This is a genomic window from Pseudomonas cistanchae (genome assembly GCF_054483635.1).
Genome location: NZ_JBTLWN010000007.1, coordinates 294,962 through 307,694 on the forward strand (window position 1 = coordinate 294,962; position 12,733 = coordinate 307,694).

Consider the following 12,733-nt stretch of genomic DNA (forward strand, 5'->3'; position numbering starts at 1 on the left):
CAGCTTCCACGGACGAGGGAAAACGCCATGACTATGACAAAGCACGCGTTGCCGGGCGAGAGGCCAAATGCGCCAGGTCCCGGCTCTTTCGCGCCAGTGATGGCCCTCGTCCTTGTGCGCTGGCTTAGCCAGCCAGCAGGCAGGCGCCGGTGATTGCCGAGGCGAGACCAGCCAGGCGTACCAAGGGTGCAGCTGCAGCGGGGAGGGCGCGTACCAGGGCGAACCCGCAGGCGTGCAGCGCCGCGGTCGCGACCACGAAACCGGCTGCGTAGCCCCAGGGGCTGCTCAGAGCCGGCAGTTCCAGACCATGGGCGACGCCGTGGGTCAGGGCGAACAGCGCGGTCATGCCCAAAGCAATCGCGGTTGGCAGGCGAATCGCCACGGCCACCAGCAGGCCGAACGCCATAACCGAGGTGGCGATCGCGGTTTCCATCAGCGCAAGCTGCACGCCGTTAAGCCCGAACAGGCCGCCAAGCAGCATGCTGGCAACGAATGTCAGCGGCAGCGCCCAGCGCGTCGCGCCGGATTGCTGCGCGGCCCAGAGGCCAACGGCAAGCATCGCCAGCAGGTGATCGAGGCCGAGTACCGGATGCGCCAGCCCTGCCATCAGGCCGGATGGGTCGTGGCCCGAATGGGCAAAGGCAACGGCCGGGGTGAGAAACAGGGCGAGGGCGTACAGGGATTGGCGCAGGGTCATAAGAAAAACTCCGTGTCAGTGTGCGTTGGCAGCGTGTATTTGCCCGAGGCGGCCGATCAGGCTGCGGTGAGCATGCCGTGGCGTTCGATAAACGCGATGATGGCGTCAAGGCCGTGACCGATCTTCTGGTTGCTGAACACGAATGGCTTGTCGCCGCGCATTTTCAGGGTGTCGCGCTCCATCACCTCCAGCGAGGCACCGACCAGCGGGGCGAGGTCGATTTTATTGATCACCAGCAGGTCGGACTTGCAGATGCCCGGCCCGCCTTTGCGCGGCAGCTTGTCGCCAGCCGATACGTCGATCACATAGATGGTCAGGTCCGACAGTTCCGGGCTGAAGGTGGCCGAGAGGTTGTCGCCGCCGGATTCGACGATGATCAGGTCCAGCCCCGGAAAGCGCCGGTTGAGCTGGTCGACCGCTTCCAGATTGATCGAGGCGTCCTCGCGGATCGCCGTGTGCGGGCAGCCGCCGGTTTCCACACCGATGATCCGCTCCGGCGCCAGGGCTTCGTTGCGCACCAGAAACTGCGCGTCTTCCTGGGTGTAGATGTCGTTGGTCACCACCGCCAGGTTGTAGCGCTCGCGCAGGGCCAGGCACAGGGCCAGGGTCAGGGCGGTCTTGCCGGAGCCGACCGGGCCACCGATGCCAATGCGCAGGGGTTGGCTGTTCATCTTCGAGTCTTCCTTATCTTCAAGAACGGAATAGACGGCTGTACTGGCGCTCGTGCGCCATGCTCGCCAGGGCCAGGCCAAACGCGGCGCTGCCCCAGTGTTGCGGTTGCAGTTCACTGGCCTGGCGCTGCGCCTGATCGAGCAGCGGCAACAGTTGCGAGGTCAGGCGCTGGGCCGCCTGCTGGCCCAGCGGCAGGGTTTTCATCAGCACCGCCAGCTGGTTTTCCAGCCAGCCCCAGAGCCAGGCGGCGAGGGCATCCTCTGGCGCGATCTGCCAGGCACGCGCGGCCAGCGCCCAGCCGACGGCCAAGCCGGGTTCGTCCAGTTCGCCAAACAGCTGCTGCGCCGGCTGATCCAGCTCCGGCAAACCGCTCAGCAGTTGCTGCAGGGAGTAACCCATCTGCCGGCTTTCCAGGCGCAGCTCGCGGGTTTCGCGGCTGGCGCGTTGCTGTTCGGCCAGCTGACGCAGCTGCGTCCAGTCCTCGCTCGCGGCAGCCTGGCAATGGGCGAGCAGCAAAGGCGCTTCGAAGCGCGCGAGATTCAGCAGCAACTGATCGGCAATCCAGCGTTCGGCGCTTTCTGCGTGGATGACCAGGCCCTGCTCGACGGCCATTTCCAGGCCTTGTGAATAGCTATAACCACCAATCGGCAGCTGCGGGCTGGCGAGCCGGAGTAGCTGCCAGGCTTTATTCACTTGCGCGCCCCGAATTGATGCAGACGCGGCGCGTAACTGAATTCGGCATCGCCGGCATGGGAGTGGTGATGGCCGCCGCCATAGGCGCCCTGTTCGGGTTGGTAGGGCGCTTCGACGTCTGCAACCGTGGCGCCGAGCTGTTCGAGCATGGCCTTGAGCACGTAGTCGTCCGGCAGGCGCAGCCAGCCATCACCGAGCTGCAGGGCGACATGGCGGTTGCCCAGGTGATAGGCGGCGCGCATCAGTTCGAAGGGGTTGGCACAGGTGACATGCAGCAGTCGTTCGGCGCGGGCGCGCACCTTGACGATGCGGCCGTCTTCGGCCCTGAGGCATTCACCGTCCTGCAGCGGCGGTTGGCCGCGTTCGAGAAACAGGCCGACGTCTTCGCCTGCGCTGGACAGGCAGCGCAGACGGCTTTTGCTGCGGGCTTCGAAGGTCAGCTGCAGTTCGGCGTCCCACTGGGGCTGGGCGTCGATACGTTGATGGATCACCAGCATGGGCAGGTTCCGGCAGGTTGATGCCGGTTGCTAGAGCAAGGGGCTTGCCAAGCCGGTTGGAGCGCGGGTTATCAAGGCGGGCGGCTGGCAGGTGACAGCAATTGGGGCGGTGGCGGGTTTTTATTGGTGCGCGCTAGGCAAGGATGCTTTTTTTTGGTGCGTTAATCCCGCGGGTGGCCTAGCCCCTGCCAATGCTTGGCGCTGATAAAGATGAAGCGCAGCTGCTCGATCATCTTCACCTGCGGCGTGGCATGGCTGGGCAGCGTGGGTGCGGGTGGATCAATCAGCTCCGGCAGGGTGGCAAACACGGTTTTCACCACCAGGTCGGCGATCACCGTCTGTGCCGGCGTGTCGAAGTGCTGCAGCTTGGGCATGGTTGCCAGGTCCGCCACCAGGTCCGCGGTGATACGTTCGCGCAGCGCACCAACGGCCTGCCGCACCGGCAGCGAGCCGCCGTATTGCTCGCGGGCGAGGAACAGAAACTGCGAGCGGTTGGCCGCCACTGCGTCGAGGAAGATGCGCACAGACGCGTCGATTACACCGCCCATTTCGAGCTCGTGGTGACGTACCTGACGGATGGTTTCACGAAAGGTCTCGCCTACCTCGGCGACCAGTGCCAGGCCGAGTTCGTCCATGTCGTGAAAGTGGCGGTAGAAGCCGGTCGGGACGATACCCGCGCTGCGCGCGACCTCGCGCAGGCTAAGGCTGCCAAAGCCACGGCCGCTGTCCATCAGGGTGCGTGCCGCTTCCATCAGCGCATGGCGGGTTTGCAGTTTCTGTTCGGCGCGGGGCTGCATGCAAACGGGCTTCCAGGGGTTTGCGCGCACTCTAGCAAATGCGCTTTAGAGCCGTCGAACGGTTTGAGTGAACGACTGTTGACTGAGTGTTGCGGCTCTGCCATTTTAGTGCACGTATGTTCACTGGATCGACTCTATGCCCTTACTGCCTTTTGCCCTGGTGCGTGCCAGTGCGCCCTGGTTGCGACCGCTACGTGCGCTGGTAACGCGTAACTGGATGCGCGAAAGCGATGCCGACGCGCTGCTTGCGGCGTTGCATCCGGCCTGGCGCCTGAACCGGGTGTTTGCCCGGGTCGAGTCGCGGCGCTGGGTTGCCGACGACATGCTCGCCCTGACCCTGCGCCCCAACGGCAACTGGCGCGGCGCCAGGGTCGGGCAGCATGTGCAGCTGTACCTGCAGCGTATGGGCGTACGCTTGAGTCGCAGTTACAGCCTGACGGCGGTGCATGCCGACGGCCTCTTGGAAATCGCGATCAAGCGCCAGCCCGGCGGACGCGTTTCGCCGTACCTGCTCGAGCAGCTAGCGGTCGGTCAAGTGCTCGAATTGGGTTCGGCGTTCGGTGAGTTGCACTGGCCTGAGGGGCAGCAGGGCGTCGTGCTGCTGGCCGCGGGCAGCGGCATCACCGCGCTAATCGGATTGCTGCGCGGTGCACTGGCCCAGGGCTATGACGCACCGATCGACCTGCTGCACTACGTACGCGAGCAGGGGCAGCAGGCTTTCGTACCCGAACTGCTGGCGCTGCAACAACGACATGGCAATTTCCGGGTGCGCTGGGCCTTCAGCGACGCACCTGCCGCCGAGGGCGAGTTGCGCGGCCGCTTCAGTTCCGAACATCTGCAGGCCGTCGTCGGCCTGGCGCAGCGGCGTGTGCTGGCGTGCGGCCCGGCCGGTTTCGTCGAGCGGGTACAGCGCTGGTGGGACGGCATGGGCGTGAACACCGCGCTGCAGTATGAGGCCTTTACCGCGCCTGACCTGCGTCAGTCCGAGGGCGCTGGGTCTGCGTCTGCGCCAGTGAAGGTGGGGTTTGCCCGCAGCCAGCAGACGGTGCAGGGCGACCCCCGCCGCGCATTGCTCGAACAGGCAGAGGAACACGGCTTGCGCCCAGCCCACGGTTGCCGCCAGGGCATCTGCGCGAGCTGCACCTGCATCCTGCTTGGCGGTGCGGTGCGCGACCTGCGCAGCGGCGTCGTCATGAGCGAACCGGGGCAGCCGATCCGGCTGTGCATCAGCGCGCCTTATCGCGATCTGCTGCTCGACCTGTAGGCAGCCATTCAGCATCACCCGAATGAGGATTACCCATGCGATTCGATCGTGAATTGTCGGCGCAGCAGTTGGCGGCGTTCGGCGAAGAACTGGACGCCCTGCGCCAACGCACCCTGGCCGACCTGGGCGAGGCCGACGCGCGCTATATCCGCCGCGTTCGCGGTGCGGTGCGCTTCTGCTGCTGGAGCGGTCGCGCGCTGCTGCTGGCCGGCTGGTTTCCGCCGACCTGGCTGCTCGGCACCTTGCTGCTGGGCCTGGGCAAGATCCTCGAGAACATGGAGCTCGGCCACAACGTCATGCATGGCCAGTACGACTGGATGAACGACCCCGAATTCGCCGGGCGCAGCTATGAGTGGGACATCGCCGGCCCCGCCGACTTCTGGCGGCACACCCACAACCATATCCACCACACCTACACCAATGTGCTGGGCATGGACGACGATGTCGGTTACGGCGTGGTGCGGCTGTTTCCCGAGCAGCGCTGGAAGCCGTTCTACCGCTGGCAACCGCTGTGGGTGACGTTGCAGGCAATGCTGTTTCAGTACGCGGTGGCGGTTCAGCACCTGCGCCTGGACAAGGTCTACAAAGGCAAACTCGACCGCGCCGCGGTGGCGCCGCTGATCCGCCAGTTCAACGCCAAACTGCTGCGCCAGTGGGGCAAGGATTACCTGTTCTTTCCATTGCTGGCTGCGCTCTTGGGTGCCAATGCGCTGGCGGTGCTGGTCGGCAACCTGCTGGCCAACCTGCTGCGCAACCTGTGGACGTTCCTGGTGATTTTCTGCGGCCACTTCACCGAGCGCGCAGCGGTTTTCCCGCCCGAGATGCTGGACGGTGAAAGCCGCGGGCATTGGTACCTGCGTCAGCTGCGTGGGTCGAGCAATCTGGAGGGCGGCCCGCTATTGCATATCCTCACGGGCAACCTCAGCCACCAGATCGAACACCACCTGTTTCCGGATTTGCCCGCGCGGCGTTATGCCGCCATGGCGGTGGACGTTCGCGAGATTGCCGGGCGTTACGGTCAGGTCTACAACAGCGGCCGCCTGAGCGTGCAGTTCGCCAGCGTACTCAAACGCATCTGGATTTACCGCCTGGCAAACGCCTAGGCGTTCTGAGCACCCATGAAAAAGCCCGGCATTGGCCGGGCTTGAGGGACACGCTACAGGTCAGAGCCCATTGCCCTCGGCGCGCTCGCGCTCGTTGATTTCCATCTGCTCGCAGCTCATGAAGCCTTTGCCGTCCACACGCCCGTTCGAGTCGAAGCTGACGTGGTAGGTCTGCTGATGGCCGTCCCGGTTGAGCACGTAGTTGTTGCAGGTGCCGGGCAACATGCTGCGCTGGACTTCGGTAGAGGCCGGGCCGCCGATCTCCAGTACGCGCTCCTTGGTCATGCCATCTTCGACGTGCTCGACCAGCGGCTCGTTGCGGAAGGTCACATGGTCGATCGGGTTTTCCGGCTTACCGGCGCAACCGGCTAGCACGGTCATTACACATACGACGCCCAACGTTTGCTTGTACATGACGGATTCCTCATCGCTGTAGGTGGCGGGTTACCCAGTGTTGGAGCGGCCAGCCGCGAATAAAGTTGCCCTAACCTGTCGCCTGGACGGTCGGCAGATCGCCTGCTGGCTGCGTCGTAGTGGCAGATTGAACCTGAGGTAGTACCGACGTTCTACATCAGCGCCGTCCTGCCAGCGTGCAGGGTGCGCGACCTTTTCGTTGCCTGCCTGTTCAAGCCCTTGTTCGCCACCGGCGCGACAGGCTTGCCCGTTTCATCTGCACAGGAGTGCACCCATGTCCGCCAATGCCCCACGTTATCCCCTGGTTCTGGTACCAGGCCTGCTTGGATTTATCCGTCAGCTTGGTTACCCGTACTGGTACGGCATCGTGTCGGCGTTGCGTCGCCACGGCGCCACGGTGTTTCCCGTGCTGGTGTCCTCGGTCAATTCCTCCGAGGTGCGCGGCGAGCAGTTGCTAGAGCGGATCGCCGAGGTGCGTCAGCAGACCGGCGCGGCCAAGGTCCATCTGATCGGTCACAGCCAGGGCTCGCTGACCGCCCGCTATGCCGCCGCCATGAGGCCCGAATGGGTCGCTTCGGTCACCTCGGTCGCCGGGCCCAATCAGGGTTCGGAACTGGCCGACTACCTGCAAGGCAAGGCGCCCCATGGCAGCCTGCGGGAACGATTGCTGGCGATGGTGTTACGCGGCATTGCCCGTTGCATGGCGCTGCTGGAAACCGGCTACAAGGGGTCACGGCTGCCTATGGATGTCGCCGCGGCGCAGCAATCGCTGACCAGCGCCGGCGTGGCGGCCTTCAATGCCAAGTACCCCCAGGGCCTGCCTGCGACCTGGGGCGGCGAAGGCGCGGAAGAAGTGGCCGGCGTACGCTACTACTCCTGGTCCGGTACCTTGCAGCCTGGGATCACCGACCAGGGCGGCAACCGCTTCGACGGGCCGAATCGCGCCTGCCGCATTTTTGCCCGTACCTTCGTCCGTGAGGCCGGTCACTGCGACGGCATGGTGGGCCGCTACAGCTCGCACCTGGGCAAGGTGATCGGCGACAGCTACCCGCTGGACCACTTCGATATCGTCAACCAGACCTTCGGCTTGGTCGGCAAGGGCGCGGACCCGGTCAAGCTGTTCGTCGAGCATGCCCAGCGCCTGCATGCCGCTGGCTTATAAACAGCCGGCAAACCCGCGGCGATTACTGCTTAGGAGCGATCCCCGGGCGCCCGGCTGCTGGCTATGCTTGCAGCCCCGCCAATGGTCGTCGCAAGGAAAACAACCCTATGAAGTTTCTCGGCAAGCTGTCGCTCGCGGTTGTCGTATTGCTGTGCTGCGCGGTCGGCGCATTCATCGCCCTGAGCTGGGCGCCGGACCGCTCGCTGGCCGAGCTGCGGCCGCGCTGGGCACCTGAACCGTCGCAGTTCATCGCCATCGACGGCATGCAGGTGCACATACGCGATCAGGGCCCGCGGGACGACCCCGCGCCGCTGGTGCTGCTGCATGGCACCTCCGCCAGCCTGCATACCTGGGAAGGCTGGGTGGCGGCGCTGAGCACCCAGCGGCGGGTGATCAGCCTCGATCTGCCGGGTTTTGGTTTGACCGGCCCGTTCCCCGATGGCGACTACCGGACCGACCACTACAGCCGCTTCATTGTCGCCGTGCTCGATCACCTGCAGGTGCCGAAGGCGACGCTGGCCGGTAACAGCTTTGGCGGTCAACTGGCCTGGCAGTTCGCCCTGGCATACCCGCAGCGCGTCGAGCGACTGGTGCTGGTCGATGCGGCCGGTTATCCACGCAACGCGACTTCGGTGCCGATCGGTTTTCGTCTGGCGCAGATCCCGGCCCTTGCACCTCTGATGAGCAAGCTGCTGCCGCGCTCAATGATCGAATCCAGCGTGCGCAACGTGTATGGCGACCCTGACAAGGTCGACGAAGCGCTGATCGACCGTTACTACGAGCTGACCCTGCGCGCCGGCAACCGCCAGGCGTTGCGTCAGCGCTTCGCCCAGGCGCAATGGAGCGAGGGCGCCGAGCGGATCAGCGAAATCAAGATACCGACGCTGATCATCTGGGGCGGGCGCGATGGCCTGATCCCGCCGGACAATGGCGAGCGCTTCAAGCGCGACATCGCCGGCAGCCAACTGGTGGTCTTCGACGACCTGGGCCACGTCCCCCATGAGGAAGACCCGCAACGCACCGTCGCGGCACTGCAGCGCTTCCTCGCCGAGTGATCTTCCCCATCGCATAACAGCGGCGCTTTTAGCGCCGCTGCCCGGACTGCTTGAAGGCGCAGGTGGGCCGGTTGGCTTTGGCCAATCTTCGTCTAGGCTGTCCGGATAACAACTATTCGGCGGGCCGGGGTATGCCTAGGGCAATCAGGCTATTTGTGCGAGCAGTGGACGCGATGAACCGAGCAATCGGGCGCTTCGCCATGTACCTGATCTTCGCCATGCTCGCCGTTCTGTTGTATTCCTCGCTCAGCAAAACCTTCCTGCTGCCCGCGGTCTGGACGCTCGAGACCGCGCAGTTTCTGATGGTCGCCTACTTCCTGCTCGGCGGCGCCTATTCGATGCAGCTCGACGCCCATGTGCGGATGGACCTGCTCTACAGTCGCTGGTCGCCAAAAACCCAGGCCGTGGTCGACGCGATCACCGTGCTGTTTCTGCTGTTCTACCTGGGGTTTCTGCTCTACGGCGGTATTTCCTCGACCCAGTACGCGCTGGAGTACGACGAATCCAGCTACTCGGCCTGGTCGCCGTCGATGGCGCCGATCAAGATCGTCATGTGCATCGGGGTGGCCCTGATGCTGCTGCAGACCCTCGCCACCTTCTTCCGGGATGTCGCCAAGGCGCGCGGGGAGACGCTCTGATGGGCTACGAACTAATCGCCCTGCTGATGTTTTCCACCATGATGTTGCTGCTGCTCACCGGCAAGCGGGTGTTCGGCGCGATCGGTTTCGTCGCCGTGGTGGCAGCGTTGCTGCTGTGGGGCGACGGCGGCTCGGAAATGGCCTTCAGCGCCGCCATGAAGCTGATGAAGTGGTACCCGCTGCTGACCCTGCCGATGTTCGTGTTCATGGGTTATATGCTGTCCGAGTCGGGCCTGGCTGAAGACCTCTACAAGATGTTCCATGTCTGGATGGGCCCGCTGCACGGCGGCCTCGCCATTGGCACCATCGGCCTGATGGTGGTGATCTCGGCCATGAACGGCCTGAGCGTCGCCGGCATGGCCATCGGCGCCAGCATCGCTCTGCCGGAACTGCTGCGGCGTGGCTACGACAAGATCATGGTCACCGGCGTGATCCAGGCCGGCAGCTCGCTGGGGATCCTGATTCCGCCCAGCGTGGTGCTGGTGCTGTACGGCATGATCGCTCGCCAGCCGGTCGGTCAGTTGTGGCTGGCCGGGGTGTTTCCGGGCCTGCTGATGGCCGGCTTGTTCGTGCTCTATATCGTTATCCGCTGCCGCCTCAACCCGAGCATGGGCCCGGCGCTGTCCGAGGCGGAGCGCCAGCAGATCCCACGGCGGGAAAAACTGCTGCTGCTCAGGGCCGGGATCGCGCCGCTGTTCATCTTCTTCTGCATGACCGGGCTGTTTCTGCTGGGCGTTACCAGCCTGGTGGAAAGTTCGGCGGTCGGCGCCGCCGCGGCCATTCTGATGGCCTGGGTCAAAGGTCGGTTGAACCGCCAGGTGATGGAAGAAACCGTGCGCAAGACGCTCGGCATCACCTGCATGTTCATGTGGATCATTCTCGCGGCGCTGTGCTTCGGCGCGGTGTTCGACGGCCTGGGCGCGGTCAAGGCGATCGAGAGTTTCTTCGTCGACCGGATGAACCTCGGCCCCTGGGAAATCCTGATCATGATGCAGCTCTCGTTCATCATCATGGGCATGTTCCTCGACGACACCGCCATGCTGGTGATAGTCGCGCCGCTCTATATTCCGCTCGTCGGCGCCCTGGGTTTCGACCTCGTCTGGTACGGCGTGCTCTACACCATCACCTGCCAGATCGCCTACATGACGCCGCCATTCGGGTACAACCTGTTCCTCATGCGCGCAATGGCGCCGCCGGAAATCTCGCTACGGGATATCTACGTGTCGGTCACGCCCTTCGTGCTGATCATGGCGCTGGCGCTGGCACTGGTGATGGTCTTCCCGCAGATCGCCCTGTGGTTGCCCGAGTGGCACTACGCAAACTGATTCGATTTTTCAGGAACTGGTTACACGCAGTCGGACCTCTACGCATGCTCATGCGCATCCGGTAACAAGGGCCAACGCGCCCTCCTGAAAACACCGCGCGGCTCCACCAGGCCGCGCAGCGCAATGCGGTTGTATGCCATTCGAATCGACACTGTCTGCACCGACATTTAGGGAGAGACCAGCATGAGTACCAGACGCAGTTTTCTAAAGAACGCCGCGGTGGCAACCAGCGCAGTGGGCGCCACGGCCCTGGGCTCGGCGCATATCTATGCCGCTGAGCCAAAGAAGATCACCTGGCGCCTGCAAACCTACGCCGGCCCGGCGCTGGGCGAGCACGTGATCAAACCGTCCATCGACGCCTTCAACAAGGCCGCCAATGGGCAGATGGAAATCCAGCTGTATTACGCAGACCAACTGGTGCCCACCGGCGAGCTGTTCCGCGCCATGCAGCGCGGCACCATCGATGCGGTACAGAGCGATGACGACTCGATTGCCGCGCCCGTCGACATCTCGGTGTTCGGCGGTTATTTCCCCTTCGCCACCCGCTACAGCCTCGACGTACCGGTGCTGTTCAACCAGTACGGCCTCAACGAGATCTGGGCCGAGGCCTATGGCGAAGTCAAAGGCGTGACCTGGCTTGGCGCCGGCGCCTGGGACCCTTGCCACTTCGCCACCGTTGAGCCGATCACCAAGCTCGAACACCTCAAGGGCAAGCGCATCTTCACCTTTCCCACGGCGGGCAAGTTCCTCACCCGCTTCGGCGTCATCCCCGTGACCCTGCCCTGGGAGGATGTGGAAGTGGCGATTCAGACCGGCGAACTGGACGGCATCGCCTGGTCCGGCATCACCGAGGACTACACCGTCGGCTGGGCCAACGTCACCAAGTACTTCCTTACCAACAACATTTCCGGCGCCTGGTGCGGTTCCTACTTCGCCAACTCGGAGAAATGGAACGAGGTCCCCGAGCACCTGCAAACCCTGTTCAAGCTGTGTATGGACAGCTCCAACTACTACCGCCAGCACTGGTACTGGGGCGGCGAAGCGCAGCTGCGAGTTGAGGGCGGCAAACTGCAACTCACCTCCATCCCGGCGGAGGAGTGGGCCACGGTGGAAGCCGAGGCGCAGAAGTTCTGGGATGAAATCGCCAAGACCAGCCCGCGCTGCGCCAAGGTCGTGGAGATCTTCAAGAAGTACAACGCGCTGATGGCCAAGGCCGGCGCGCCTTACCGTTAAAGCCTGGCGCTTGCGATAAAAGCCCGCGCCGAGAGGTGCGGGCTTTTTTGTGCGGGCGTGGTCATCGCGAGGGAAAGCCGACTCACCGATGCCGTTGCACGGCGGGTCCATAAACTGCTGCCTCGCTCAGGTTGACGCGGACAACCTGAGCGTCTTGAGCAGCAGATCATGCAGGCTGTCGACGGCTTTCGAGCCCATCGACGCCGCGCTGCGGTAAACCGCGACCTCCATGGGTTCGAGCGGCCCCAGGCCGTGCTCCCTGCCGAGAATCTGCAGGTGCGCCGGTGCGCTGCACTGGGTCAGCACCGCCACGGCCAAGCCACTTTCAACCGCGGCAATCTGCCCGGCCAGGCTGGAGCTGTTGTAGACCACCTTGTAGCGGCGGCCCTGCAAACCGAGCGAGTGGATCGCGCTGCGCCTTGCCAGGCTGGTGTTTTCATACACGGCGATCGGCAGCGGGTCGCGTCGCCAGGCATCGAACTGAGGCGAGCCGACCCACACCATGGGTTCATGAAACAGCAGGGTGCCGCGGCGCGCGTGGTCTCGGGAAATCAGCGCAAGGTCGAGGTCGCCACGCTCGACACGGGGAATCAGCGCGGTTGACTGCTCGCAGTTCAGTTCGATTTCCACGGTGCCGTGGCGCGGGGCGAAGCGCTTGAGCGCAGGCGTCAGGTACTTGGCTGCATAGTCGTCCGGTACGCCGAGGCGAACGCGGCCGGTGAGTTCTTCGCCATGGAACGCAGCCTGGGCCTCCGCATGCAGGTCGAGCATGCGCCGTGCATAGCCCAGCAGAATCTGTCCTTCGGCCGTGAGCTGGTGCTGGCGCGGGCCGCGCAGCAACAGCGGGCAGCCCAGAGCGGCTTCGAGTTTCTTGATCTGCATGCTCACCGCCGACTGGGAGCGATGCACCTGCGGGGCGGCGTTTGACAGCGAACCTGCATCCACCACCGCGACAAAGCACTTCAGCCAATCAATCTGCAGGTCCTGATACGTCATGTCATCTGCTCATGCATTAGGTAATCGAATAGCGTTCGCGCGAATTATGCGTTTTTCGCAGCGCAGTGTCTGGCGCATGCTGGTGCCCGATTGCGCTGGCGTTCACTTGTCGAGCGCCGCGAAAACGCGGTATCAGCTAGCAGACGTGTGCTGAAAATGGCCGCGAGCACGGGTTAAAGGAGAGGCA

The 12,733-nt window shown here is 64.1% G+C and carries 14 protein-coding genes; 7 read left to right on the forward strand and 7 right to left on the reverse strand.

The features are described from left to right. Positions 1-124 precede the first annotated feature (124 nt). From ACX0MV_RS19490 to ACX0MV_RS19510, 5 genes are all read right to left on the reverse strand, one after another. On the reverse strand, positions 125-697 hold the full coding sequence (locus ACX0MV_RS19490; RefSeq protein WP_458984148.1) for a HupE/UreJ family protein: 573 nt from the start codon (positions 695-697) through the stop codon (positions 125-127). A 56-nt stretch (positions 698-753) separates the two neighbouring features. Beyond that, positions 754-1,368, reverse strand: a complete 615-nt coding sequence (ureG, locus tag ACX0MV_RS19495) for an urease accessory protein UreG (RefSeq protein ID WP_458984149.1) — start codon at positions 1,366-1,368, stop codon at positions 754-756. A gap of 19 nt (positions 1,369-1,387) precedes the next feature. Beyond that, positions 1,388-2,062, reverse strand: coding sequence for an urease accessory protein UreF (locus ACX0MV_RS19500; RefSeq protein ID WP_458984150.1), 675 nt, complete (start codon positions 2,060-2,062; stop codon positions 1,388-1,390). Next, positions 2,059-2,559: an urease accessory protein UreE gene (gene ureE, locus ACX0MV_RS19505; protein WP_458984151.1), complete on the reverse strand. Its 501-nt coding sequence runs from the start codon at positions 2,557-2,559 to the stop codon at positions 2,059-2,061. Before ureE ends, ACX0MV_RS19500 begins: the two co-directional genes overlap by 4 nt. A 161-nt stretch (positions 2,560-2,720) precedes the next feature. Continuing rightward, positions 2,721-3,356 (reverse strand): TetR family transcriptional regulator, encoded by a 636-nt coding sequence (locus tag ACX0MV_RS19510; protein ID WP_458984152.1) that lies wholly within the window; start codon positions 3,354-3,356, stop codon positions 2,721-2,723. 136 nt (positions 3,357-3,492) lie between these two features. Here ACX0MV_RS19510 and ACX0MV_RS19515 point away from each other — a divergent pair, with 136 nt between their 5' ends. Both ACX0MV_RS19515 and ACX0MV_RS19520 read left to right on the forward strand, forming a co-directional pair. Further along, positions 3,493-4,620, forward strand: coding sequence for a ferredoxin reductase (locus ACX0MV_RS19515; protein ID WP_458984153.1), 1,128 nt, complete (start codon positions 3,493-3,495; stop codon positions 4,618-4,620). 35 nt (positions 4,621-4,655) lie between these two features. After that, complete coding sequence (locus ACX0MV_RS19520; RefSeq protein WP_458984154.1) at positions 4,656-5,723, forward strand: fatty acid desaturase family protein; 1,068 nt, start codon at positions 4,656-4,658, stop codon at positions 5,721-5,723. 60 nt (positions 5,724-5,783) lie between these two features. Here the strand turns inward: ACX0MV_RS19520 and osmE are convergent, their stop codons facing one another. Then, positions 5,784-6,137, reverse strand: coding sequence for an osmotically-inducible lipoprotein OsmE (osmE, locus tag ACX0MV_RS19525; RefSeq protein WP_458984155.1), 354 nt, complete (start codon positions 6,135-6,137; stop codon positions 5,784-5,786). Positions 6,138-6,411: 274 nt separating this feature from the next. On the opposite strand from osmE, the gene ACX0MV_RS19530 reads away from it, so the two are divergent. The 5 genes from ACX0MV_RS19530 to ACX0MV_RS19550 all read left to right on the forward strand — a co-directional run bounded on the left by ACX0MV_RS19530 (position 6,412) and on the right by ACX0MV_RS19550 (position 11,550). Next, the gene (locus tag ACX0MV_RS19530) at positions 6,412-7,299 is read left to right on the forward strand and encodes an esterase/lipase family protein (RefSeq protein WP_458984156.1); all 888 of its coding nucleotides are present in this window, start codon (positions 6,412-6,414) and stop codon (positions 7,297-7,299) included. A gap of 107 nt (positions 7,300-7,406) precedes the next feature. After that, positions 7,407-8,354, forward strand: coding sequence for an alpha/beta fold hydrolase (locus ACX0MV_RS19535; RefSeq protein WP_458984157.1), 948 nt, complete (start codon positions 7,407-7,409; stop codon positions 8,352-8,354). A gap of 131 nt (positions 8,355-8,485) precedes the next feature. Then, positions 8,486-8,992 carry a TRAP transporter small permease subunit gene (locus ACX0MV_RS19540; protein WP_458984158.1) on the forward strand — a complete coding sequence of 169 codons (507 nt, stop codon included), beginning with the start codon at positions 8,486-8,488 and terminating at the stop codon, positions 8,990-8,992. Then, positions 8,992-10,317 (forward strand): TRAP transporter large permease, encoded by a 1,326-nt coding sequence (locus ACX0MV_RS19545; protein ID WP_458984159.1) that lies wholly within the window; start codon positions 8,992-8,994, stop codon positions 10,315-10,317. The genes ACX0MV_RS19540 and ACX0MV_RS19545 overlap by 1 nt, the downstream gene beginning before the upstream one ends. A gap of 183 nt (positions 10,318-10,500) precedes the next feature. Further along, positions 10,501-11,550, forward strand: coding sequence for a TRAP transporter substrate-binding protein (locus tag ACX0MV_RS19550; protein WP_458984160.1), 1,050 nt, complete (start codon positions 10,501-10,503; stop codon positions 11,548-11,550). Between the two features lie 126 nt (positions 11,551-11,676). On the opposite strand, the gene ACX0MV_RS19555 is transcribed toward ACX0MV_RS19550, so the two are convergent. Next, entirely contained in the window at positions 11,677-12,546 is an 870-nt protein-coding gene (locus ACX0MV_RS19555) for a LysR family transcriptional regulator (RefSeq protein WP_458984161.1), read from the reverse strand. Between the last annotated feature and the right edge of the window lie 187 nt (positions 12,547-12,733).

Coding starts and splice junctions, on each gene's coding strand:
- ACX0MV_RS19555 (WP_458984161.1), bottom strand. CDS start 12,546: ATGACGTATCAGGACCTGCAGATTGATTGGCTGAAGTGCTTTGTCGCG.
- ACX0MV_RS19550 (WP_458984160.1), top strand. CDS start 10,501: ATGAGTACCAGACGCAGTTTTCTAAAGAACGCCGCGGTGGCAACCAGC.
- ACX0MV_RS19520 (WP_458984154.1), top strand. CDS start 4,656: ATGCGATTCGATCGTGAATTGTCGGCGCAGCAGTTGGCGGCGTTCGGC.
- ACX0MV_RS19510 (WP_458984152.1), bottom strand. CDS start 3,356: ATGCAGCCCCGCGCCGAACAGAAACTGCAAACCCGCCATGCGCTGATG.
- ACX0MV_RS19530 (WP_458984156.1), top strand. CDS start 6,412: ATGTCCGCCAATGCCCCACGTTATCCCCTGGTTCTGGTACCAGGCCTG.
- ACX0MV_RS19545 (WP_458984159.1), top strand. CDS start 8,992: ATGGGCTACGAACTAATCGCCCTGCTGATGTTTTCCACCATGATGTTG.
- ureE (WP_458984151.1), bottom strand. CDS start 2,559: ATGCTGGTGATCCATCAACGTATCGACGCCCAGCCCCAGTGGGACGCC.
- ureG (WP_458984149.1), bottom strand. CDS start 1,368: ATGAACAGCCAACCCCTGCGCATTGGCATCGGTGGCCCGGTCGGCTCC.
- ACX0MV_RS19490 (WP_458984148.1), bottom strand. CDS start 697: ATGACCCTGCGCCAATCCCTGTACGCCCTCGCCCTGTTTCTCACCCCG.
- ACX0MV_RS19540 (WP_458984158.1), top strand. CDS start 8,486: ATGCCTAGGGCAATCAGGCTATTTGTGCGAGCAGTGGACGCGATGAAC.
- ACX0MV_RS19515 (WP_458984153.1), top strand. CDS start 3,493: ATGCCCTTACTGCCTTTTGCCCTGGTGCGTGCCAGTGCGCCCTGGTTG.
- ACX0MV_RS19535 (WP_458984157.1), top strand. CDS start 7,407: ATGAAGTTTCTCGGCAAGCTGTCGCTCGCGGTTGTCGTATTGCTGTGC.
- osmE (WP_458984155.1), bottom strand. CDS start 6,137: ATGTACAAGCAAACGTTGGGCGTCGTATGTGTAATGACCGTGCTAGCC.